Annotated in this window: 19 protein-coding genes; 10 read left to right on the top strand and 9 right to left on the bottom strand. The window is 37.0% G+C overall.

Going from position 1 to position 25284, the window contains the following annotated elements; genetic code table 11:
- Window positions 1-183, bottom strand: a 183-nt coding sequence (locus E1171_RS24335) for a hypothetical protein (protein WP_155208328.1), incomplete at its 3' end; no start/stop codon positions are given.
- Window positions 184-346: 163 nt separating this feature from the next.
- Between E1171_RS24335 and E1171_RS22470 the strand changes: the two genes are divergently transcribed.
- The 5 genes from E1171_RS22470 (at window position 347) to E1171_RS22450 (ending at window position 6754) form a co-directional block, all read left to right on the top strand.
- Window positions 347-1159 carry a hypothetical protein gene (locus E1171_RS22470; RefSeq protein ID WP_155208327.1) on the top strand — a complete coding sequence of 271 codons (813 nt, stop codon included), beginning with the start codon at window positions 347-349 and terminating at the stop codon, window positions 1157-1159.
- Window positions 1160-1163: 4 nt separating this feature from the next.
- Window positions 1164-2171 (top strand): S41 family peptidase, encoded by a 1008-nt coding sequence (locus E1171_RS22465; RefSeq protein ID WP_187696590.1) that lies wholly within the window; start codon window positions 1164-1166, stop codon window positions 2169-2171.
- Window positions 2172-2277: 106 nt separating this feature from the next.
- Entirely contained in the window at window positions 2278-3099 is an 822-nt protein-coding gene (locus E1171_RS22460; protein ID WP_155208324.1) for a CheR family methyltransferase, read from the top strand.
- 105 nt (window positions 3100-3204) lie between these two features.
- Window positions 3205-4059 carry a DUF3179 domain-containing (seleno)protein gene (locus E1171_RS22455; RefSeq protein ID WP_155208323.1) on the top strand — a complete coding sequence of 285 codons (855 nt, stop codon included), beginning with the start codon at window positions 3205-3207 and terminating at the stop codon, window positions 4057-4059.
- Between the two features lie 139 nt (window positions 4060-4198).
- A complete protein-coding gene (locus tag E1171_RS22450; protein WP_155208322.1) occupies window positions 4199-6754 on the top strand; it encodes a beta-mannosidase in 2556 nt (851 codons plus the stop codon).
- Between the two features lie 191 nt (window positions 6755-6945).
- Here the strand turns inward: E1171_RS22450 and E1171_RS22445 are convergent, their stop codons facing one another.
- The 3 genes from E1171_RS22445 to E1171_RS22435 all read right to left on the bottom strand — a co-directional run bounded on the left by E1171_RS22445 (window position 6946) and on the right by E1171_RS22435 (window position 10083).
- Window positions 6946-8517 carry an MFS transporter gene (locus E1171_RS22445; RefSeq protein WP_155208321.1) on the bottom strand — a complete coding sequence of 524 codons (1572 nt, stop codon included), beginning with the start codon at window positions 8515-8517 and terminating at the stop codon, window positions 6946-6948.
- Between the two features lie 379 nt (window positions 8518-8896).
- Window positions 8897-9193 (bottom strand): putative quinol monooxygenase, encoded by a 297-nt coding sequence (locus tag E1171_RS22440; RefSeq protein WP_155208320.1) that lies wholly within the window; start codon window positions 9191-9193, stop codon window positions 8897-8899.
- Window positions 9194-9252: 59 nt separating this feature from the next.
- Entirely contained in the window at window positions 9253-10083 is an 831-nt protein-coding gene (locus E1171_RS22435; RefSeq protein ID WP_155208319.1) for an SAM hydrolase/SAM-dependent halogenase family protein, read from the bottom strand.
- A gap of 93 nt (window positions 10084-10176) precedes the next feature.
- Here E1171_RS22435 and E1171_RS22430 point away from each other — a divergent pair, with 93 nt between their 5' ends.
- From E1171_RS22430 to E1171_RS22410, 5 genes are all read left to right on the top strand, one after another.
- A complete protein-coding gene (locus tag E1171_RS22430; RefSeq protein ID WP_155208318.1) occupies window positions 10177-11178 on the top strand; it encodes a PhoH family protein in 1002 nt (333 codons plus the stop codon).
- A gap of 234 nt (window positions 11179-11412) precedes the next feature.
- On the top strand, window positions 11413-12402 hold the full coding sequence (locus E1171_RS22425) for a threonine/serine dehydratase (RefSeq protein WP_155208317.1): 990 nt from the start codon (window positions 11413-11415) through the stop codon (window positions 12400-12402).
- A gap of 115 nt (window positions 12403-12517) precedes the next feature.
- Window positions 12518-14608, top strand: coding sequence for a ComEC/Rec2 family competence protein (locus E1171_RS22420; RefSeq protein ID WP_155208316.1), 2091 nt, complete (start codon window positions 12518-12520; stop codon window positions 14606-14608).
- 12 nt (window positions 14609-14620) lie between these two features.
- Window positions 14621-15394 (top strand): enoyl-CoA hydratase/isomerase family protein, encoded by a 774-nt coding sequence (locus E1171_RS22415; protein ID WP_155208315.1) that lies wholly within the window; start codon window positions 14621-14623, stop codon window positions 15392-15394.
- A 210-nt stretch (window positions 15395-15604) separates the two neighbouring features.
- Window positions 15605-17536 (top strand): RecQ family ATP-dependent DNA helicase, encoded by a 1932-nt coding sequence (locus E1171_RS22410; protein ID WP_246164492.1) that lies wholly within the window; start codon window positions 15605-15607, stop codon window positions 17534-17536.
- A 34-nt stretch (window positions 17537-17570) separates the two neighbouring features.
- Here E1171_RS22410 and E1171_RS22405 read toward each other — a convergent pair whose 3' ends face one another.
- The 5 genes from E1171_RS22405 to E1171_RS22385 form a co-directional block, all read right to left on the bottom strand.
- Window positions 17571-18758, bottom strand: coding sequence for a phosphoglycerate kinase (locus E1171_RS22405; RefSeq protein ID WP_155208314.1), 1188 nt, complete (start codon window positions 18756-18758; stop codon window positions 17571-17573).
- Between the two features lie 308 nt (window positions 18759-19066).
- Entirely contained in the window at window positions 19067-20023 is a 957-nt protein-coding gene (locus E1171_RS22400; RefSeq protein ID WP_155208313.1) for an L-threonylcarbamoyladenylate synthase, read from the bottom strand.
- A 28-nt stretch (window positions 20024-20051) separates the two neighbouring features.
- A complete protein-coding gene (locus E1171_RS22395; RefSeq protein WP_187696589.1) occupies window positions 20052-20759 on the bottom strand; it encodes a tetratricopeptide repeat protein in 708 nt (235 codons plus the stop codon).
- A gap of 437 nt (window positions 20760-21196) precedes the next feature.
- Window positions 21197-21994, bottom strand: a complete 798-nt coding sequence (gene proC, locus E1171_RS22390; RefSeq protein ID WP_155208311.1) for a pyrroline-5-carboxylate reductase — start codon at window positions 21992-21994, stop codon at window positions 21197-21199.
- Window positions 21995-22239: 245 nt separating this feature from the next.
- Complete coding sequence (locus E1171_RS22385; protein WP_155208310.1) at window positions 22240-25107, bottom strand: FlgD immunoglobulin-like domain containing protein; 2868 nt, start codon at window positions 25105-25107, stop codon at window positions 22240-22242.
- Window positions 25108-25284 lie beyond the last annotated feature (177 nt).

Here is a 25284-nt window from a genome sequence, read left to right as displayed (position 1 = left end):
TTTTAAGGTATTTTCCTTAGCTTCTTGTAGTTTACCAGTTTGTACCCCGTCCAAATAGGAAATACTAATTAAAAGAGTGTCTTTTTGACTATATGCCTTTTCCTCATTTTCAAGAAATTTTAAAGACTGAAAAGTTATTACATGTTTTTGGCTAATTATGTTGTTGTTTTCTTGTTTTTTCAAATTCTATTATAATTATTTTCTACCAAAATGATAAAATATTTAAATTTCATTTATTATTTGTTGAATTTCTATAATAAATTGATAGAAAAAAATAAGTTTTATTTATATTAAATTTATAATAATTGATATAAATTTAAACCAATATATACTGTATAATTTCTAAATGAGATCCTTTTTAACTTTTTTGTCATTTTTGTGTTTAATCCATTTTACTGCATCGGCTCAGGAGGAATTGCAAGTAAAAAGAAAGGGTTTGACTTTATCTACTGGCGTGGGGCATATTGGCTTGAGGGACCCGGTATATACTCCATTAGTCTATAGGGGCACAAATATTCTATTTGAAATGGAATACTCTAATATTTCCCTTAAAAGAAAGCACTATTTTACCTTTAATTTTAATAGCACCTCCCTTACTCCCGGTCTTAATGATTTTAGCACAAATTCCATAAAGAACCTTAATGGATTCTTGAATTATCAATATCAACCAATATTAAAAAAGGGAAAATGGAATGCTTATTTGGGTGGAGGTATTCATAACTTTTTTTCCTTGCGAATTTTTGATGCAGCAATTATTGAGGAGATAGCTATAGATTTCTATTCCAGTCTTAATTTGGTGTTCTCTTTGGATAGGACTTTTAACCAAAAACATTTTTTGGAATTTAAGTTTTCTTACCCTCTATTGGCTTACGTGATTGGCAGAATGAGTAGACCTAAAGATACTTCTGAGGAGGATTTGGTGATAGCCGTTCTGGAAAACCCCAACGCTATTCCAATGGGAGTAATATTGAAGTCTGGTGACTTTTTTAGCTTTGCAAAATTTATGGACTTTACTACGGAAATTAATTATAAGTACTTGTTCTCAAAAAGGTTTGCTCTAAACGCCACCTACCGTTTTAGGTTTTATAAATATCCGAAATTACTTACAGTAAAGTATGGAACCAGTCAATACGTTTTGGGTCTTTCTTATACATTTTAAATACATGAATAGAATTTTACTTCCTTTTGTTTTTATCACCTTAACAGCATGTGAAAACTTCTTGATAAAGGAAGAGCCCCCAAATAATCAATTAAATAATTTCGAAATTTTTTGGAACGATTTTGATCAGCATTATTCGGGATTCATAGTTAGAGATATCAATTGGGATTCTGTGCGCCAGGCAAGTATAGCAAAAATTGAAACTGGTCTAAGTGAAAAGGAATTTTTTGAGATGATGAAGAATATTACCCTTTATTTTAAAGATGGGCATGTTGGTCTAAAGACTTCTTATGAGAGAGTATTTTATGATAGCAGCAATCCAAATTCGATAAATTTTATTCAGTCTTTTTCTGCCTATATTGAGAATTTCAAACATGTAAATGAGGCTATCAGCTATGGGACAATAAAAAGTGAAAACATCGGGTATATAAAGATCTCAACTTTCACTCCTACTCTTTCTCTATCCGATTTTGAGGTAATTGATAAGGTGCTCTCAAACCTTTCTACTACTGAGGGTATTATTGTGGATTTGAGGTCTAATTCAGGAGGAGAATTTGCTCATCACCATGCTGTTTTAAGTAGGTTTATTGATAAGCAATTGGTTTCTATGAAACTTCAATCAAGAAATGGGCCTAATCATGACGATTTTGGTCCGTATATTGAAGGAGTAATTTCCCCTCAGGGTCCCTATCAATATGTAAATCCCGTAGTTATTTTGACCAATAGAAGGACAGCAAGTGCTTCAGAATTATTCACCATGGCCTTAAAAGATCTGGAAAATATAACTGTAATAGGGGATACCACAGCCGGAAGTATTGGCTATTTTATTGGCCGAGAACTCCCTAATGGATGGGTTTATAGCATAACTACTGCCTTAACTTCCGATCGAAATGGTATCTCATATGAAGGAATGGGCATACCCCCGGATGAAGTTGTGTGGATATCAAAAGCGGATTCAATAAATGGAATTGATACTCAACTGGAAAAAGCCATTGATTGGTTGGAGGAATAGGAAAAGAAGAACCTAAAATAAAAATCAGAGAATAAATCATATTCAATAAGCCAATAACAAACAAACGCTGCTTAGTTAATATTTAGAGAAGTCAAAATTAATCTTCATGCAGCTAAATGACCGGGAATGTGTTGCTTTTCTCCAATGGTGCTTACCTCATTTACAAATGACTTGGAATGGCTTTCGTAAAGTGAGAAGGCAGGTTTGTAAAAGAATAAAAAGGCGTTTGGTTTATCTGGATATAAAAAGTTTGAATAGCTACCAGCAGTATTTAATGGATACCCCATCAGAATGGTTAGCCCTTGACAACATGATGCGGATAAATATTTCCAGATTTTATAGAGACAAGGGTGTTTTTTCAAATATTGTTGATTGGGTTTTTCCAGATCTAGTACAGCAATTTTCAGGGCAAACTGATAAATTTTGTTGTTGGAGCATTGGTTGTGGAAGTGGGGAGGAGGTTTTTTCTATCCTCATTTTATGGGAGGAATTTTTAAAAAGGAACCCCTCAATTGGCATTTCATTGAATGTAATAGGCACAAGTACCGATCCCAGTACCTTGGAAAGGGCTCGTCAGGGGGTGTACTCCATGGGGAGCATCAAAGAAATTCCCCAGAAAACGGTCAATTCTGCATTTATCAAAGAAAATGATGAGTTCAGAATAAAAATTGGATATAAGCAAAAAGCTACGTTTCTCTTGCAGGATATTAGAAAGAAAATGCTTCCTGGGACATTTCATATTATCTTCTGTAGAAATCTGATCTTTACGTATTTTGACACCATTCTTCAGGAGAAGTTGTTAAATAAATTATTGAAACAACTACTTCCTGGAGGTTTTCTTATTATTGGTAAACATGAATGTTTGCCAGGAGGAATTAGTTCGCTCCAAAAACTTTCTTCCTGTATTTTTAAAAAATTAAAAGATTAGGGAAAGTGAAAACGGCCAGGAATTTATTGATTTAATAGAGACCCATATTTCGTTATTCTTAATTTTAATTCTTCACTCTTTTCTAAACAATACTTGTCAAGATTAATGGAGAAGTTTGATTTAAATAGAGCAAGACTTCGAAATCCAGACTATTTTAAAAGATTTGAAGTAAAAGGTGAACCTCTATCTTTAGAGATTTTAGGGTTACCAGACAAGGAAGAACTTCTTGTTTTTGAAAAGAATAACCATCGCTATGGATTTTTACTTCAAGAGTTAGCTTACCATCATGTTGCCCAGGGAAAGATTGAGGATGAACCATTTATGGTAAGTTTCTGCGTAGTTTGTCATTCCGCCGTGGGTTTTACCCCAAAAATTGAAAATCAAACCCTTCATTTTAGTGCAGGGGGCCTGTATGATGGAATTGTTTTACTTATTGATGATGAGACCTTAAGTTACTGGAATCATATCACCGGAAAATCCGGGTTTGGAAGGAGTGAAGGGAAGAGTATGGAGTTATTTAACCTTTCGGTTACCACAGTAGAAGCCGAGAGAAAAGAAAAGGAACCAGCAAAAATATGGTTATCCAATCCACCCTTATGGGCAAGATTTTTCGGATGGTTGAATAGAGGTCGGATAAATAGCAAAGGATTTCTTCCTCCTGGTTTTGGCAAAACCATGCGACCTATTGATTCTCGGTTAGAAAAAATGACTCAGGGTCTTGGAGTGGTTATTGGAAAAGTATCCCGTTTTTATCCTAAAGCTACTCTTTCCAAGCCCATCAAGGACCAATTGGATGATAAGGAGTTAATAGTTTCAATTCACCCCATTAGCAAAGTTCCCTATGCTGTAGATGAAGAGGGGCATTTCCCATTTCAACTTTTTAGCCGATGGTATGGATTTTCGGCTACCTTTCCTAGATGCTCGGTTTTTAGGAATGAAAAATTAAAAATGAAAAGATAATACTAACCTTTATAGGTGGTTTAGGGTAGCTTTTTCTTTACTTATTCATTTACAATTTATCAGTATCAATTTCCTCTTGTCTTTCCCAAGTGAATGATTTTACCCTTAAAGTTGTAAAAAAATTAAAGAGCTATTCAGAATGATTCTTCGTCAGGCATTCTTTTTTTGGCTACTGATAATTGTAGGGATATTTTCTTGTCGAAAGCGAAATGAGTGGCCTACTCATTATCGAAAGGATTTAAATGGCCATTGGGAAATGAAGGCTTTAGATTCTGGGCAGTGGCTACCTGCCATTGTACCTGGGAATGTACATATGGATTTGTTTAAGAATGGGATGATTCCCGAACCTTTTTTTAGAGATAACCTGGAAAAGATTAAATGGGTTGAGAAACAAAATTGGGTCTACCGAAAAGACTTTATGCTTTCTCCAAATGTTTTGCATTATGATTACCTCTTACTCACTTTTAAAGGTTTGGATACTTATGCAGATATTTTTTTAAATGGACATAAGGTTTTCACTAATGATAATATGTTTTTAGGTCATCAAATTTATGCAAAACATTTATTGCGTCCTGGAAAAAATACATTGGAAGTCTATTTTCAACCTCCTCAGAAATTTGAAAGGGGAAATTACCCTAAAGATGGAAGAGAATTAGTAATCGGTAATGGTAAAAGGAATGCTTATAGCCGAAGGGCCATTTATCAATATGGGTTGGAGTGGTCTCCACGTTTGTTCACAACTGGAATTTGGCAAGATGTGGGGCTGGAGGGGTACAATAAAGTCCGAATGCAGAATTTACATTTTGTACAGCAAAAATTAACCTCTGAAGAGGCAAAAATTAGGGTAACATTGGAGGTTGAAGCCAAAAGAAATATTAGAGCAGTGATCCGCATATCGAATGAGAAGGATCAATTTGAAACTGTGGAGGAAAGCATTTATCTAAATAAGGGAATCAACAGGGTCGAGGTAAATTTTAAAGTAGAAAATCCCAAGCTTTGGTGGCCAAATGGTTTAGGGGAGGCCTATTTGTACCATGTTAAGATAGAAACACTCGTAAATGGTATTGCCTTCGATAAAAAAGAAGAAAGGATTGGTCTTCGGACAATTGAGCTGGTAGAGGAAAAGGATAAATACGGGAAAAGTTTTTTCTTCAGGATTAATGGTTGGGAAGTATTTATTAAGGGAGCCACTTTTGTTCCTGTCCAACATTTCTTAGGGGTAAGTCGTGAGGAGCATTACCAGATTTTTCTTAAAAGTGCTGCAGATGCTAATTTAAATATGATACGACTTCCCGCCGAGGGGATCTATGAGAAGGAACTTTTTTATGATCTTTGTGATGAAATGGGGTTAATGGTGTGGCAGGATTTTTTGTTTTCAAAAGCTTTTTATCCTACAGAAGAATCCTTTCTGAATAGGGTGGAAATGGAAGTGCATCACGTTATCAAGCGCTTACGAAATCATCCTAGCTTGGCAATTTGGTGTGGAAACAATGGTTTGGAATTGTTATGGAAAAGCGGTAAATGGAAAGAAGAAACCAGTTTTACTGAAAACGATTCCCTGAAATTGTATAAGGATTATCAGAAACTTTTTGAGGAATTTATCCCTAACCAGATATCCACCCTGGATACAGCAAGGGCCTATATTGCCTCTAGCCCTTCTAGCAATTGGAAAAATCCCAATGAATTAAAATCCGGTGATATTCAATTTAATGGGGTTGGTTGGGATAAGCGGCCATTTTCAGATTTTAAATGGGTAATTGGTAGGTTTATGAATGCATACGGATTTCCTTCCTTTCCCAGTTTGAGTTCCTTGCAAAAATTTACCAATCCTCAGGATTGGAGTATGTTTTCCAAAACTATTCGGTTCCATCAAGGAACTCCTCCACCTACTTTATATATGGAGGACTACTTAATAGATCGATTCCGTAAACCCATCCACTTTGCAAGTCATCTTTTTTTAAACCAGATCCTTCAGGCTGAAGGCATGAAAATTGCCTTTGAAGCGCATCGCAGAGCCAAACCCTTTTGTATGGGTAGCATATATCAACAACTTAATGACTGTTGGCCTGCTATTTCAAGATCAAGTATAGACTATTATGGTCAATGGAAAGCCCTGCATTACTTTGTGAAAAAAGCCTTTACTCCAATGTTAGTATCTTTCGATAGTCAACAAGACACCCTTAAGGTATATGTAATCTCTGATTTAAGGACTCCTCAGAATGTCGAATTGAACCTCCGCTTTATTGATTTTGGTGGAAAGGAATATTTTAAAGAGAAGGTTTATTTAAAAATTCCCGCTAATAGCAGCAAGGTTTATTTGTCCTATTCAAAAAAAGAATTGTTAAATAATAAATTGAGAGAGGAGGTAATCCTTATAGCAACATTAAGGAGGCAAGAAAAATTGGTGTCAGAAAATCATGTGTATTTTGCACCTATCAAAACCCTAAATTTAAAAAGGCCGGGAATACAATTTACGGTTAAACCTTCACAAGGTGGTTATACCATTAACCTTTTGACACCCCTTCTTGCTAAAAATGTGTATTTACGTTTTGAGGACAATGAGGGATTTTTTTCTGACAATTTCTTTGACCTTTTTCCGGGAGAAGATAAAAGCATTAACCTTCGCACTTCCAAATCCCTTTCTCAAGTAAAAGATCAGCTCCAAATCACTTCCCTCTACGACAATTACCAATGATTTTTACAGGTATTCTATTTCTTCTTTAGCTTCAGGATAATAGGGTTATACCCATGTTGTTAATTGCACCTTCTTATATCCCTGTTTACTTAAAGCAGGAAGAAATAGAAGAAATTAGGGGCAAAACGCCCCTAACTTACTAAATCAAAAAGGAAAAGTTAACAGACCCATCATCCAGGGTCTGAAAGCCCTTAACATTTTATTGCAGCCCTTTTTCGATCATAATACCACCAGTTAAGGATCAAACAAATCACGTAATAAACCGCAAAACCATATAATGCATATTCTGGATGGCCCATTTTAATTTGCTGACCAAATACATTTGGCACAATAAAAGCTCCATAGGCAGCAATTGCTGATATCCAGCCAAGTACTGGTCCTGTTTGTTTTTTATTAAAAATGTAAGGTACACTTCTAAAGGTAGAGCCATTTCCAATGCCGGTGGTAATAAACAATATCATAAATAGTGCAAAAAATGCTGGCCAATAAGTTTCAGGAGTTGCGTTACTTTTAGCAAGAATGATGGTGTACGCTACACCTAGGGTCGCCAGAATCTGAAGAAGAGTAGCCCAATGTGTCACTTTGGATCCACTTTTTATTTTGTCTGAAAGCCATCCTCCAATTGGTCTCACCAAAGCACCTACCATAGGTCCCAGAAACGCCCATGCCAGAGCATTAGGAGCATTTGGGTTGACAGAACCATCAGGTAGGCTTCCAAAAATATCTTGGATGAGTTTAGGAAATGCGGCAGAAAAACCTATAAATGAACCAAAAGTCATGGTATAAATGATGGTCATTATCCAATTGTGCTTGCTATTAAAAATAGAAAATTGTTGTTCAAGACTACCTTTTATTTCTTTTGGCGAAAGGTACTTCATTAAAAGTAGGGTAGTTATAATAGTAATGGGCAAAACGACCCACATGTTCCACTTTAAACCAGCAAGTAAATAAACTCCCAAGGCCGAGGCTAGTAATCCCAGGCAGATCAGAAATAAAGTTCGAAGGATTCCTTTAAAGTTGGATTTTAGCGCAGGGCTGGAAACTTTTAAATTATTCATCCCAAAATAAACAGCAACTACCGCAACCAATAACAATGGTACCCATAAAAAAGCAGCATTTTGTATGAAAATTATTTGACCCTCAAATCCATTTACCGCTACTTTACCGCCTCCACCTAAGGCCCCAAACAGGGCAAACCCCATTACTGCTGGCATCAAAAATTGCCCCCCACTTACTCCCAAATTACCTAAACCAGCGTTTAACCCTAGGGCTGTTCCCTGCTCATTTTTTGGAAAAAATCCACTTATATTAGACATGGAGGACGCAAAATTACCCCCACCAAAACCACTTAATAAAGCTAAAAAAGCAAATGTCATATAAGGGGTGTTAATATCTTGTAAGGCAAGCCCTACTCCTATGGCTGGGATCAGTATTAAGGCCGTTGAGATAAAAATTACATTACGGCCTCCGCCAATTGCAATGAGAAATGAATTAGGTATTCGAAGGGTGGCCCCAGCCAGACCTGCAATGGCAGGTAAAGAATACAATAATGCATTGATCTCTCCAGGATCATCTATACCAAAGGTGAATCCAAGAGTTTGCATGCGAACAATTATGACGCTCCACATGCTCCAAGTAGAAAAGGCAAGAAAAAGTGCGAAAATAGAGACCCAAAGATTTCGATTTGCTATCTTCTTACCTTTTCTTTTCCAGAAAAATTCTGTTTCTACCTCCCATTTTTCAATCGTTGTACCTGTTTTCATCAGCTAATAGTTTAAAAATTGGACAATTTCACTGCCTTCACAAAAACCACCATAGGAGTTATTTTAAACTCCAACTGGCAGATATTTAAGTTGACAGGAACCAAACTTCTAAGGAACTATGCAATTTTACAGGAGCTGTCAATAATTCGGAATGATAACTAACAGGGGAAAATATGATATTCCTCATAAAACATTCTACTGAATCTTGAACTACCTAATTGAAGTTGAAAGCGAAGAGGGGTAAATTTTTCCCTCCCTGGTTTACAATTGAATATATTTCCTTCCTCAAAAAATATTTGGGAAAAGTAGGGTGAGATTAATGGATGAGGGGTTAATAATGGGAATAAGTAACCAGTTTAAATTCATTCTTTATTATTCTTTAATCCACATCTAGGTATTTTTTTAAAGAAAATGCAATGGGACGATCACCAAAGTAAATTTTGGTATTAGCCCATACTTTTTTAAACAGGGGAGAATGACGGTATTTATCCAAGGCTTTTTCATCCTTCCAGTGGCTATAGGTTGTAAAAATATGAGGAGAGGTGTAATCCCGAAGAAGGGAAAGATGAGTACAACCTTCAAAATGTCTTATCTTGTCTTTATTTTGATTGAAAATTGTCAAAAAGTTTTCGACCTGATCTTCCTTAAAGGTCATTCTTACGATTCTAATAAGCATAACTAAAAAATATTATTGTAAGAGTCGGAATAAGACTATGAAAAAAATGGGTTGAAGGTCTAAAGGGATCCAATTTTTCTAAAGGCAGACGGTTTAATATTTTTCTTACTGCTTTCCTCCTTTGGATTTATAAATTGAATAGAAACCCTGCTATCAAACCCTAAACCTAATAGTTCGGTGGCATTTCCCTTATTAATCCCGATTTCTAAGAATCCCGCAGAATTGAAAACCACAAAACAATCCCCATTATCTACATCATTATAATTTTGATGAATTTGGAATGATTCTTCTTTTCCAAAGCAAACCACAAAATTTCGTTCATCCTTAAGCTTATCAAAGGCTCTTTTGTCTAAATTAGTGATAAGATTACCATAGTGATCAACGTTAATTACATGTCCGGACAGCTGTGATTTGGTTGTTTTCATATATCGAGGTAACATCCTTTTAAAAGAAGATATTTCCTTGCCTAAATCACTTAACTTTTTACCTTTTGCTAGTTGAGCAGCTGCAGGAGCTAAAATGTTTTTTCCGGGAAAAGTAGAGTTTTCCGTAGAGGAAAGCTCAATGATCATTTCAGGGCTGTTTTCACTGATAAGGCTAAAGAAGCCATTATCGAAGCCAAGGAAAAAATGATCATCCAATTTGATCGCTATAGGTGGTTCCATTAAATTGCTGTCGGAGTTCAAGGCAACCAGGTGAATGCTTCCGACAGGAAAATCTTTGTATACTGAACTAAGTACATAAGAGCCTTGGGCAATATTGTGGGGTTCAATATCATGGCTGATATCGACAATTTGCATGGAGGAGTCGATTGAGAGGATAGCAGCCTTTACTGCTGCCGTATAGTGATCGGTTGAACCGTAATCTGACAGGAAAGTGATTAGGGGCATAGTGCTATAAAAAATAAATTATTTATAATTGTGTCTACAAAAATAGGTAATTTATCTTGTGAAAAATTTATTATTACTAAAAATATATAACTATTGGTAGAAAAAATCATAAAACTTGAAAATATTCCCCTTACAGATTTTTTAGGAGTTGAGAATAAAAACATTAAGGCCTTAATGGTTTCCTTTCCTAAAACTAAGATTATCTCCAGAGGAAATGAGATTAGAATTCAGGGTAGTGGGACAGATATTCTGCAAGTCAATGACGTTATCAATCTGATGCTCAGGCACTACGAAAGCTATGGGAAAGTGGGGGAGATTGATGTAGAGCGCTATGTGAAGGAGGAGCAGAACATGGTGATCGAGAATGTGCAAAAGGATATTCTCGTTTACGGTAATAAAGGTATTCAGGTAAAGGCAAAAACCCCAAAACAAAAAGAATTGGTGCTGACAGCTCAGGACAATGATTTGGTATTTGCTTTAGGACCGGCAGGGACTGGAAAAACCTATGTTTCTGTTGCTTTAGCAGTTCGGGCACTGAAAAATAAGCAAGTAAAAAAGATTATTATCACCAGGCCGGCAGTGGAAGCAGGTGAAAATTTGGGCTTTCTTCCGGGTGATTTGAAAGAGAAAATTGACCCATATCTGAGACCAATTTATGATGCCCTAGATGATATGGTTCCTCCCGAAAAGCTTCGATATTATCAGGAAAACCGAATTATTGAGATTGCACCTCTAGCTTATATGCGAGGAAGAACCTTGCATGATGCCTACATTTTGTTGGATGAGGCTCAAAATACTACTCCTTCACAAATTAAAATGTTTTTGACGCGAATGGGGCCCAATTCTAAAGTTATTATTACAGGGGACCGCTCACAAATTGATTTGCCTCGTCATCAAAAATCAGGTTTGGAGGAATCCATTGAAATATTAAAAGAGGTAAATGGAATTGGTTTTGTGGAGCTGGGAAGTAGTGATGTGATTAGGCATAGAATCGTAAAGGATATTATTAATGCCTATGGGCGTTATGATGAATCAAAGAGGAAGAGAGAGACCGATATCCCAAAAAAAGGAAAGGGCAAAAAGAATGAGGGGTAAATGATGAATAAAGATTTGGGTTGATTTTTCCTAACTTTTTTAAGATTTCTTAACATAGATACCATCGTTGGCCTTGGTCTATTGATCCATTATCTTTTAGCCGTTGTAGCCATCCTACTTTTATGTATCCTTGATCTTTTAAGTAATAAATCACCATTTTTTCAGCTTTAAAGTTTTTTATGGAGGAACTTTTATAAAATTTTCAAAACCGTAATTCTAAATTCAAATTTACCAATGTCAGAAATTACCCAAGCTTCAATACATCAGATGTACAAGGAGGTTGAAGCCGCTTATGCCCGAATTAAGCCCTACATTTATATAACACCATTGGAATTTTCCCCCTCTTTGGAAAAAGAGACCGGGGCCAAAGTTTATTTAAAGTTGGAAAACCAACAACGAAGTGGTTCTTTTAAATTGAGAGGAGCCATGAATAAGATTTTATCCACGGATAGCTCGGAGGTCAATAAAACCTTTGTGGCGGCTTCTACAGGCAATCATGCTGCCGGTTTTGCCGATGCCGTTTCCAGATTGGGTTATAAGGGAAAGGTATTTCTTCCTGAAACAGTTACAGAAGCTAAGCTTCAAGCCTTGGAAGCTTATGGTATACCATTAGAAATTCATGGAAATGATAGTGTTGTAACTGAGGCTTTTGCAAACCAATATGCCGAGGAGAATGACTGTATTTTGGTGCATCCTTATAATGATCCTTATATTATTGCAGGTCAGGGAACTATTGCCATAGAATTATTAGAGGAAATGGATAAGATAGATGCTGTATTTGTGCCTATCGGTGGGGGAGGTATTATATCTGGGATATCTTCCTATCTCAAGAAATATTCTCCAAAAACGAAAATAATTGGCTGTCAACCTGAGAATGCAAGGGAAATGGTAGATTCGGTCGCAGCCGGGCGAATCGTTGAACCTAACTCAAAACCCACCTTGTCCGATGCTACGGCCGGTGGAATTGAGGAGGGGGCCATTACCTTTGAAATCATTAAGGAATATGTGGATGAATTTATCACTTTAACTGAGGGAGAAATAAGGGCAGCCATATTGTTTGCGATAAGAAATCATTCCATGCTGATAGAAGGTGCTTCTGCCTTAACTTTAGCTTCCCTTTTGAAATCAAAAAAGAAATGGGCCAATAAAAATGTAGTTTGTGTGGTAACTGGAAAAAAACTAAGTTTTGATATTTTAAGAAATCTTTTGACAGAAAATGATTAATCTTCTTCCAGTAAACCATTAAGTGATTTTTTTTGAAAATCTTAATGGTTTTATGGGGCTGTTCTGAGTAAATTTTCCTTAAATAAAACAGTTCATCCCCTTACCACTTTCCCCAATGTTCTCCTGGGCTTCTTACCGCTTTGTACGTCTTAGCCTGGCTTTTATTCTCGGGATATTCATCGCTTATCGTTGGCCTGGACTTCGACACCTTGTATTTGATTTCTTTCTTTACGCTTGTCTTGTATTAGGCTTGTTATATTTCTTTCTGAAGCCTAAAAGGATGCGTCGTTTTCGTCCCTTGATTGGAATGCTTTGCCTGCTAATATTTTTTTTAGCCGGGTATACCCGTTATAGTCAATCTGTGAGGAAGCATGATCCATTGCACCTCTATCATGTGACAGAAACACCTACTTTTTATCGGAGCATTATTATAGAGCCAGAAAGGGAAAAACCTAATAAAAATCAAGTTTTGGCTAAAATTCAAGCCATTAAAGTGGCAGGTCAATGGAAGGTAGCTAAAGGGAAAGTGCTATTCACCTATAAGCGTGAGGAATTGAAGTTTTCTTATGGTGATCAATTGATAATTAAAGGAGGGCCAAGATTTATTCCTTCTCCTAGTAATCCCCATGCCTTCAATTATCAACAATTTATGAGCTTTCAACAAGTATGGCATCAGCACTTTTTAACATCGGACAAAGTGCTGGTTTTGGGTAATTTCCCTCCCTCTCGTTTTATGAACTACATTTATCGCCTAAGATCTTCTGTGATTGGTGTTTTTAGGGAACATATAAAGGGGGAGGAAGCTTTTCAGGTGGTGAAGGCCATGGTTATTGGGGTTAGGGAGGGGCTTAGTATTGAGCTTAAGGATTCGTATAGCATTTCCGGAACTATGCATATTTTAGCCGTTTCTGGCCTGCATGTTGGCATACTCTACTCCATCATTTATGCAATATTTGGAGGAATCACTAGAAGGTCAAGGGGCAGAGGGCTTTTTTATATACTGGCTATTTTTCTCCTTTGGATTTATGCTATTTTAACAGGACTTTCACCTTCAGTATTTAGGGCAACGGTTATGCTGACTTTGGTGATAATAGGGCAAGCCCGTCAGCAAGGGGGAAGTTTTTTTAATTCTTTGGCCATGGCGGCATTATTATTACTTCTCTATAATCCTTCCAGTTTATTTCAGGTTGGTTTTCAATTTTCCTTTTTGGCTGTGAGTGGCATTGTTTTTTTTCAGCCCAAAATATTCCCCTTGCTTAAATTTGAAGGGGTTCTTTTAAACTGGGCCTGGAAACTGATGACAGTTTCTTTTTCTGCTCAACTGATGATTCTGCCTTTGAGTATTTACTATTTTCACTTTTTGCCAGTCTATTTCCTTTTTGCCAATTTGATAGCCATACCTGCTGCCATAGGTATCTTATGGTTAGGTTTAATCTTATTAAGTTGTTCTTTCTTGTATTCCCTTGCGGGGTTTTTGGGAGTGCTTTTAGAAGGTATAGTTCTTTTTTTGAATACGTCCATGAGATGGATAAGGGCTTTGCCTGCTAGTCATGTGGATGAGTTGTATTTGGATGAATGGCAGGTCCTGGTGATTTATACTCTAGGTCTAACTCTTATTCTGTGTTTTATCTTTCGAAATTTAACTTTTTTAAAGTTGGCTTTTCTTATATCCTTATTTTTTAGCGGTTATACCTTTAATCAAAAGAAAAAACAGAATCAACAACAAAAACTGGTTTTTTATGACACCAATGAAAGCATTTTATTGGATTTAATAGAAGGAAGGAGGAGTTTACTGGTGACAGATACCTCATCGGAATCCTTGAATTTATTCTATGATGTGTTTCCCAATTGGGTGGCTTCAGGGGTGAAAAGTGAAATTCTACCAATGGGTCAAGAGGGAAAAGTTGACCGTTTGATTGGTGCTTTGGATCTAGTGGTGTGGAAAAACAAACGAATTATATTTTTTAGTAGACCATCCAAAAAAGATATGACCTTAACTAAGCCAGTGGCTGTTGATTATGTAGTAATCCGAAATAATTCCTTAACCCATTTAGAACCTGTCATTAAGAATTTTGAGTTTGACTTATTAATTATTGATAGTACCAACAAAAAATATATAGGTAAAAAGCTGGAAATGGAGGCTGAAAAATTTAATTTGCCTTTTTACTCTACAAAATCTTCAGGTGCACTGATAGTCGATCTTTAAAATTTTTATGGGATGAAATTTGTAAACTACGAACTAAAAGATAGGGTAGCCTCTATCACTTTGAACAGGGCAGATAAAAGGAACGCCATTAATCAGGACATGATAAATGACTTGATGCAAGCTTTAACAAAGGCAGAGGAAAATTCAGAGTGTAAAGTGGTTATTATTAAAGCTAACGGAAAGACTTTTAGTGCTGGCGCGGATTTAGCTGAGCTCCAAAGGATGCAAACAAATAATTATGATGAGAATTTGGAGGATTCTAGCCATCTAAGAAGTTTATTTTATAAAATTTATACTTTGGAGAAGGTGGTAATTGCTCAAGTTCAAGGACATGCTATTGCCGGAGGATGTGGTTTGGTTTCTGTATGCGATTTTGCCTTTTCCGTTACAGAGGCCATGTTTGGTTATTCAGAGGTTAGAATAGGGTTTGTCCCAGCTATTGTTAGTGTCTTTTTAATTCGAAAGCTTGGCGAACAAAAAGCAAAAGAACTGCTTTTAACTGGAGAGTTAATATCAGCTGAAAAAGCAGTAGATCTTGGGTTGATATATAAAGTGGTGGAGGCAAATGAGCTGGAAGATCATGTAAATGATTTTGCTCAACATTTATGCATACACAATTCCGGCCAATCTATGGCCCTAACTAAAAAAATGATTGCCGAAGTACAATCTATGGACTTTTTGGAAGCTTTGGAATATTCTTCAAAAATGAATGCCCGTTCTCGTTCCAATGAAGATTGTAAAAGAGGGATTGCTACTTTTTTAAAGAAAGAATCTATGGTTTGGTGAAAATCAGTTTAGGGTAAGGAGTGGATAAATGAAAGGATGTTGTTTAATTGATGAAATATAGTTGAGGGAACCGTTTCAGTGGAAAAAGACACAATTATGCTTCCAGTAACTCATTTTAAGTCTTTTACTTAGTCTTCACCCTTAACTTTTAACTCTAAGCTCTTCACTCTTTACTTTATTTTGTAATTTTGCTGTTGAAATCTTCATTTTTTGATAAACATTATCGCACCCTTGACAACCGAGATTCAACAGGTTTTAAAAAAAGTATGGGGCTATGATCGGTTCCGTCCATTACAAGAAGAAATAATTAATGCTGTAATGGAAGGAAATGATGTTTTAGCCATTCTTCCCACTGGAGGGGGAAAGTCGGTGTGTTTTCAAGTTCCCGCCTTAGTCATGGAGGGTATATGTATTGTGGTTTCCCCACTGATTGCGCTCATGAAGGACCAAGTGGAACAATTAAAGAAAAGGGGGATTTCTGCTTCCGCAGTATATTCAGGAATGTCAAGAAGGGAAATTGACATTGTTTTGGATAATTGTGTGTACGGGGGTGTGAAATTTTTATATGTGTCGCCAGAACGTTTGCAGACGGAAATTTTAAAGGAGAGGGTGAAAAAAATGCAGGTTTCTCTTCTTGCTGTTGATGAAGCCCATTGTATTTCTCAGTGGGGCTATGATTTTCGGCCACCTTATTTGGAGATAGCAGATTTTAGAGAATTAATTCCAACTGCAAAGCTGATTGCCCTTACAGCTTCTGCCACCCCAAAAGTGCAGAAGGATATTCAAGAAAAGCTTAAATTTCAACGGTCCAAAGTATTTCAACGTAGTTTTGCTCGCCCTAATTTATCCTATTCGGTTCGTTTTGAGGAACATAAAGAGGGAAAGTTGATGGAAATTTTGGCTAAAGTGCCAGGAAGTGCCATTGTGTATGTGCGTAGTAGAAAGCGAACCCAATTGTTAGCAAATTATTTAATTCGGTCCGGTATAGTAGCGGATTATTATCACGCTGGACTGTCCAATGAGGTTAGAAACCGAAAACAAGAGGACTGGGTGCAAGATAAGCTTCGAGTAATTGTTGCTACAAATGCTTTTGGAATGGGTATTGATAAGGCCAATGTTCGTACCGTTATACACATGGATTTACCTGATACTCTGGAAGCTTACTATCAAGAGGCTGGACGTGCCGGGCGCGATGACCGTAAAGCCTTTGCTGTAATGCTCTATCATAAGAAAGATGTGGAGGAATTACGGGAAAGAATATTGCAAGCTTATCCTTCGGTTGATGTTTTAAGAAGGGTTTACCAAAGTCTGGCCAATTATTATAAAATTGCGGTGGGAAGCAGTCAACTGGCGAGTTATGATTTTGTACTGGATGATTTTATAGAAACTTTCGGTTTTAATCGTAATGAGGTTTATTACTCCATTAAAAAATTGAGTGAGGAGGGATTGATTCAGTTGAATGAGAGTTTTTTTCAACCATCACGTGTCCATATTACTGTAGATCATCAAAAACTTTATGAGTTTCAGTTATTTAATGAAACTTATGACTCTTTTATTAAGGCCTTATTACGTATATATGGAGGAGAGATGTTTTCCACCTATTCCTCCATTAGTGAGCGTCAGTTATCCCTGTTTTTGAAAATTCCGATTTATGAGGTGAAACAAAAATTAAAATACCTGGAACAAATTGGTATAATTAGCTATGATCAACAAAAGGATAAACCTCAATTGACTTTTATTACGCCCAGGTTTGAAACCTCCAGACTTCCACTGGATATTAGGAAAATCAATGGTCGAAAGCATCAGGATATTGAAAAATCCGAGGCGGTGATTGCCTATGTGGAGCAGAAAAATCGGTGTAGAACACAATTATTGTCTGAGTATTTTGGTGAGTTAAAAGCCGATAAATGTGGGGTGTGTGATTTTTGTGTAGAAGAGAAAAGAAGGGGAGAATTTGTTGACGAAGAAAGTTTGAGAATTAGTATTTTGGAAATGGTTAAACAACAACCTTTGTTACCAGAAGAATTGACTGGGAAACTGGAAAATTTTTCTCAGGAAGTTGTTATTGAAAGTATTCGTAAGTTGCTGGATGGGGAAGAGTTGTATTATGATAAGGGAGGAAGATTAGATTTGATTAAGTAGAGACACAATACTTTGCGTCTCTACCACTTTTTAATTAAGCATTCAAAGCCTTAATTCCTGGTAATGTTTTTCCTTCCATATATTCCAGTAAGGCCCCACCACCTGTAGAAACATAAGAAACTTGCTCTCCAAAGCCAAGGTTATTGATGGCTGCTGCTGAATCACCTCCACCAATCAATGAATAAGCGCCTTTTTCAGTAGCTTGTACTACGGCTTCCGCCACACGTTCGGTACCCATTGCAAAATTGGACATTTCAAAAACCCCCATAGGGCCATTCCAAAGAATTGTTTTGGAGTCCTCGATGACTTTGGCATAAGTTTCACGAGCTTCAGGTCCAATATCTAATCCCATATACTCATCATCTATCAAAAAGCTTTGGCAAACTTTTTCATTGGCATCATTGGAGAAGGCATCTGCACAAAGAGAATCAATAGGTAATAGTAGATTTACCCCTTTTTCTTTTGCTTTTTTGATTAGTTCACTAGCTAGTTCAATTTTATCCTCTTCCACCAGGGATTTACCTATTTCTCCATCCATGGCTTTAAAAAAGGTGTAGGACATACCCCCTCCAATAATCAGGTTATCCACTTTATCTAAAAGTTGTTCAATGATCATTATTTTATCTGAAATCTTGGCGCCTCCCATGATGGCTGTAAATGGTTTGGATGCATTGTCCAGAACTTTTTTAGCATTTTCGAGCTCCGCTTGGATAACGTATCCCGCAATCTTTTCTTGGAAGAATTTGGCAACTATCGTAGTGGATGCATGTGCGCGGTGAGCAGTACCAAACGCATCGTTTACATATACATTGGCGAGATTGGCTAATTTTTGTGCAAAGGCCTCATCTCCTTTTGTTTCTTCAGAATGAAATCTTAAGTTCTCTAGCAATAAAACCTCCCCTGATTGTAGTTTTGCAGCTTTTTCACTTGCTTCCTCACCCACACAATCATTCGCAAATGCTACTTGTTTTCCTATTAGTTCAGAAAGGCGGTTCACGATATGGGAGAGGGAATATTTATCCGAGGCTTCCCCTTTTGGACGGCCCAGATGTGACATTAAGATCACCGCTCCCCCGTCATTTAATATTTTTTGAATAGTGGGAATTGCTGCTGTTAAACGGGTTTCATCGGTAATACTGAAGGATTCATCCAAAGGAACATTAAAATCTACTCTTACCAGAGCCTTCTTACCTGCGAAGTTGAATTGATCAAGTGTTTTCATTTTTTAAAAATGAGTCTAATGTGATAGAATCAAAAGTGTTGCCCTTTAAAAGAAAAGGCATAAAAATGCTATTTGTTCATTGGGCTTAAGAGAAGTTAAATATGGTGAAATTTATACCATGTCGCCAACTAAGCTCTTTAATTTTTCATTATTTTCTCTAATTTAAGTTTAACAATCGATTGTGGAAGAGATGCCAGTAATAAGGATTAATTTGGGGTGAATATTGAAATGCAAATGGAAGAAGTTTTCTTTTTAAGTTCTTAGAAGAATGGGAATTTCCTTTGAAGAGAAAATGAGTCTATAAAAAATTACTTTACAGAAGCTCGTTGCAATCTGTCATTGATTCCCCTACCTAGCCCTTTGTTTGGAACTAATTCAGTTAGGATATAGCGAATATTGAGTTTGTCCAACCGTCTTAAAGCCCAAAATAATTTTTGAGCAGCTTCGGATAAATCTTTTTTAGGAGAAAGAATGATTTGTCTTTCTTCTGGTATCTCTTCGAAAGAATCACTAAAGGAAAGAATGGCTACCTCTTCTTTGTTATACTTTGGGAGTAATTGGTGGATGTTTCCCAGAATGACGTCTTTGGTTGGGGCATAGTGGCTTTTTAACATTCCTGGTGCTTTTGGGTTAGAGCTGGAATGTGGTTTTATTTTTACTTTACCTGCAATTTTTTCAATCTCTTCCACGCTCTTGCCACCCATACGATATATTATAGTTTGTCTACCCTCAAAACCAATAATGGTAGATTCAATGCCTATATGGCAAGAACCGCCATCTAGAATATAGGGGATTTTATCACCTAATTGTTCTTCGACATGAGAAGCCCTTGTGGGGCTTATATAACCAAATGGATTGGCGCTGGGTGCTGCCAAAGGAAAGTCAAGTTTTTCCAGTAAAGAAAGAGTAAGTGAATGATTTGGGATTCGAACAGCCAGGGTATCCAGGCCGGAAGTTACCAAATCCGGGACTAATTTATTTTTGGGTAAAAGGAGGGTTAAAGGACCAGGCCAGAAAGCTTTGGCCAGTTTTTCGGCGGCGGGTGGAATCTCTTTAACAAAACCTCGTACCTTTTCTAAGCTGTTGGTATGTGCAATTAATGGATCAAAAGAAGGGCGGTTTTTAACCTCAAAAATTTTGCTAACCGCTGATCCCTCAAAGGCATTACCTGCTAACCCGTAAACAGTTTCGGTAGGAATTGCTACCAATTCATTTGCTTCTAGCAGCCTTTTGGCTTTAATGATGTCTGTTCCTATTTCCGCCATTTGATGAAGAAATGAATGGATTAAGAAATTATTGACAATTGTCTTTTAAAGCTTCATCAGCTTTAGCAAAACCTAATTGTTTAGCTTTTTTTAGATAAAGACAGGCTTCATCTTTATTTTTCTGCGAAATCTGAATCATTCCCATCAAATAAAAAGCTTCTCCATTTTTTGGGTCCATAGTGATATACTTTTTGAAATCCTCCATCGCTTCTTTTTCTTGAAAAATCATCATTTTCACTTTTCCCAGGTTGAAAGTTATGGTTGGGTTATTAGGTGAAAGCTGATTCGCCGCCTGAAGGTCATATAGTGCTTCTTCAAATTGCCTGTTGGCAAAAAAAGCAGAGCTACGGTTGATAAATCCGTCGGCTAATTCTGGTTGCAACTCAATTGCTTTGCTGTAATCATTGATAGCTTCTTCAAAATTTTGCTGCTCCTGATAAGCGTTGCCTCTGTTGTAAAATCCTTTATAATTGGTGCTATCAACTTGTATGGCCTGAGAGAATTCCTTTTCAGCTTGAGAAAAATCCTTCATTTGAAAAAGTGCTACTCCTTTGATTAGGTGGGCCTCAAAATTATCAGGATCTTTTTTAAGGCTCCTGTCAAAATAATCAATGGCTCTTTGAGTCTGACCTTCTTCAAGTAATGACTTCCCTTTTTCGTTTAACTCATCCACAGATGGTGAACAGGCAGTAAAAAATAAAGCTGCCGAAAAAATAAACAGTGTTAATCCTCTCATAGTTTTCATTCCTCTCCAATCAATTTGAGCGCAAAGGTAAGGAAAAAATGCAATATATCCCTCAAAGAGGAGGTATTGGAAAATTGTTGATCTGGAAAGAAAAGGAATTAATTAGAGGGGACCCAAAATTGGTGAATTCTCCAGTTGGAGTATTGTTATTTGGAATCTTTTTAGTTTAAAACTGTGAATAGAAAAACAACCAGGAGGAAGCTGGCTGTTTTTAAATATTAAGAATTCTTGAAAATCCTTTTGCCTTTTATCTGATTCTATAAAAAATAAGAACTTGAGCTTATTAGATTAAGTAAAAATGAAAAGTAGGTAAGGTTAACTTGAATTGTTTTATTTCACAAATCATTCCAACCCTGTAATTCCTTCATACTAAAAATAGTAATTCTGATTTCTTATCAGCCCATTTTTTAAACAAATCAGGATCTAATCTAATTCTCAATTTTTTCAAATGAAGCCACAATTCCTTTTATCAAGGAGGAACTGAAGCCCTGATGTTCCATTTCATTAAGTCCTACTATGGTGCAACCTTTTGGTGTAGTCACCTTGTCAATTTCTCTTTCCGGGTGATCATTATTGGTAATCAATAATTCGGCAGCTCCTTTTACCGTTTGGTTAACAATGGCATTAGCCGTTTTGGCATCGAAACCAATTTGAATTCCACCCTGAATCATTGCACGGATAAATCGCAATACGTAGGCGATACCACAGGCCCCTAAAATGGTGGCAGCTTCCATTAATTCTTCATTTATTTGAATGCTGACACCCAAATGGTTAAATAACCATTCTACCTGTTGCATTTCCTCCCCATTGGCTGCTTTGTGACATATGCAGGTAATGGATTCTCTTATATCCGTAGCTATGTTAGGCATGGCCCGAAAAATTGGGATCGTTTTGCCGATGTGTTGAGCTATTTCATCCGTAGTAATTCCTGTGGCTAAAGAAACCAATACATGGCGTTCAGGGTCTAATTCGTCTCGAATCTCTTCCAATACATCTTTTACGTTGTAAGGTTTTACGGCAATGACTACCAATTGAGAATCCCGAACTGCTTGTATGTTATTGCTTAGTACTTTGACCCCTTTTTCCTGCAAGAATAAAATTGGGGATAAGTTTCTTTTAGTAATGGTTAATTGATTAGGTGTGATTTGATTACCTTTTAAGAGACCTTGAGTGACTGATAATCCTAGGTTTCCACATCCAATTATTGAAATAGTTAGGTTTTCCATCTTATGCTTTGCAGGTTAAAGTAAGAAAAACGAATCAGCATTTCTTTATAGTATAATTTCTCAGTTAAAAACCGAAAATTTAGCTTTCTGAAAAAAGGTTAAAATTTTTGAAAGGTGAATAATGGGTGATGATATTCTATTTTTGAAGGATCAATGTAGAAATGTTAGGCTAAAAGCCAGGATTTTGGAGATTCATAAATCCTGAAAAGATATTATTGTCCATTTCTTCAAAAATCAATTATTCACTAATTACTCCCTCGATTTAGGATCATACGTTTAGTTATAGCTGTTTCCCCAAATTCTAATCTATAAAAGTATAGGCCATCAGGTGCCAATCCACCATTACTGTCGGTCCCATCCCAACTTACCTGGTTTTCTCCGTGAAACTGGGTGGCATGTAGCAAGGTTCTTACTTCTTGGCCTATGGCATTAAAAATCCGAATTTTTGTTTCCCCACTTTTAGGGAGTTCAAATTTTATATAGGTGATGTCCGATAAGGGATTTGGATAATTTTGACTTAGTGTTATTGGTATATTTTCATCCGAAACTTTCAGGTGTTCAATATTGTCAAATTCCTTTGTGTATACCCCATTACCGTGAGTAGCTATGGCAACTTTTCCGTCGGTGGTTCTATAAGTGATCATAGGAACTACTACATTTCCAATTACATCCTCACCCTCTTGGGACCATTCGGTATTTAGACCGTCCAAGTTATAGCTACTGTATAAGCCTGTGCTGCTACCAGCCAGAAATAGGGAACTGTTATTCGTCATGGGAAGGATTTCTGCCCAACGAACAGAAGGACCATTCCCGGAACCATCCGGGTTTTGTTCCAATGTGCCACTCACATCCGTAAAAGTTACTCCACCATCCTCGGAATAGAAAATACTTGGAATTTCATAATTGGAAAATGCTACTAACACTTTGTTGGCATCCCGGGGATCTACGGAAATACTGCTAATGTATCCGCCGTCCAAACAGGCTCCGTTACAAGTTTCAGCACCCTTTTGAAGGTTATGGGTGAGTTCATCCGTTTGGGCATCACCTCCGGTAGCTTCTTCAATTTTGTATAATTCTCCTTTGTTGGTTCCGTAATAAAGTATATTTGCGGGATTTCGGGATACGGCTAGGGCTGAAATTTGGTGTTTTATTTTTCTAATAATTTCTTCTTCTGTCGGAGGTTCTACCCTTGAGGAGTAAACTGACTCCCAATTCGTTAGGGTGGGATTCTGAGAATAATCTCTAATCTGGCTCAAATTGTTATTGATCCATATCTTGTCCCCTCCAGCCAAATACATTTTGTTGTTATTGTTGGGGTCAATGACAAAAGGATTAATAAAAAGATATTCTTGTGCAGTCTTATTACCTGCTCCCTTAGGATCAACCCGAGTAAAACCTGTCAATTCAAGGTCATTGTTTACCGATAAACGATAGGTTTGACCTTCTTGAAAAGAAGCATATATGAAACCACCATTAGCTGTTACCGCACTATAACCTCCATCTCCGCTAAGCAATTGAGTCCATTGCTCACTCATGTTCTCAATAATTCCTGCATAACTTCCATTATCTTGCAAACCTCCTATAATTAAATCGGAATCTGAGGCTTTATCGATGGCAATGGTATAAAACTGGGCCGTGACATAGCCATTATTCAAATTTTGCCAATTTACTTCTCCTGCTTTGTTGTTAGAAGTTTTGCTAATACCACCGTCATGTCCCGAAAGCATTTCGTCTGGGTTAGAGGGGTAAAAGAAAATAGCATGTTGATCGGGGTGGTGATTTTTATAGTTGCTAATATCATTCTCTGTGGAATACCCACCTATCCATTCTGTATTTTTACTGCTTTGAAAACCGTCCGTAGAGCGATAAAGATTGGTGCCTCCTAAAAAAACAATATTTTCATCTTTTGGATGAACTTTGAGAAGCATATTGTAAGACTCCTGTAAATCTAGATCGCCAACATCTCCTCCAAAAGAAGGAATATTAACACTTAGGTCAGTCCATTTTTTTGTGCCAGCATTATATTTCCATAGTCTAGGCCTTTCCTCTGTGTCTGTTAGGAAATAAACAAGATCCGGGTTAGAAGGAGCGATACCGATCACTGTTCTTCTGAAATTTCTTGGCCAATTAAATGGAGTAATGGGTTTCCAGTCCAATCCATCTGTTGAGGTGTAAATTCCAGTTTGGGTAGCCACCCCATCCAAAGTCTCAGAACTTAATGCTGCATACATTGTCCCATTGGAATTGATTGCCAAGTCGGTATAAAATGCGCTTGCTTCTTTGTGACCATCACCCAACACTAATTCCCAGTTATCCTCTCCATTTGTCGATCTAAGAATACCTCCATAAGTTGCCGCATATACCTCATCTTGTACCTCAGTGTTAGGGTTGATAGCTAAATTCCAGATGTAATTAAATTGTTTGTTGAAAATATGAAGAGAGTCCAGTAAATCACTAGTGGAAGGAAGCAATTCCCAGGATTCTCCATTATCGGTAGATTTAAAAATTCCATCTCCCCTGTAGGCAGCTCCACCACCACTTGCGGTGTTCCCACGAAGCTCACCCGTACCGTAGTACCAGGTCTTTTCATCTCGGGTTGATTGAATGATGCATGTAACGCTATGTAAATCAGAGTTTTTTGTGACTTTTGACCAGTTGTCTCCTGAATTTTCGGAAATCCAAATACCGCCAGAAACCCCTCCAGCCAATATTCTGTTTTCATTTGAACGGTCTATTGCTAATGCACGGGTTCTTCCACCCACATTGTATGGGCCTTTGGCTTCCCACTCTGTTCCTTCAAATAATTCTGCTTTTGATGCATCGCTTCTTTGGATGTGGGTTTGGCGACTTTCAATAGTTTTGGCAAAAATTAATTCTTTTTGCCTTATTTTTTCCGGGATTATTCGGTTTGCTGGGTTAACCAACATATTGGTTTCATAATTTAAACGGGCCCGAGGATCTTCCTGACTTCCAACAGCAGATTTCGCTTGGATGAAAGAAAAATCAGGTTTTGGGGTAGGGGTTGGAGAGGGGAGGTATATAAAATAGCCTATCCCTATCATGGATAACAAAAGGATGAAAAATAGGGTTTTTTTGTAGAAATGTAAGGCCATAAAAAGTATTCGCTGCAAATGAACTTATATGAAGTTCCCTTAAAAATGGTAAAGTTGTTTTCTGTTTCTTTATGATTTTTATTGCAAAATTACTTAATAAAACAAATAAAAACCTAATGAGCACTTATAAATTATGCTTACTATTTTTTATGAAAAATAAAACGAATAGTCCTTTTT

The sequence above is a fragment of the Xanthovirga aplysinae genome (genome assembly GCF_009711365.1).
Classification (GTDB): domain Bacteria; phylum Bacteroidota; class Bacteroidia; order Cytophagales; family Cyclobacteriaceae; genus Xanthovirga; species Xanthovirga aplysinae.
Note: the sequence above shows the minus strand (reverse complement) of the source record. Positions and strands in the feature narration are given on the sequence as shown.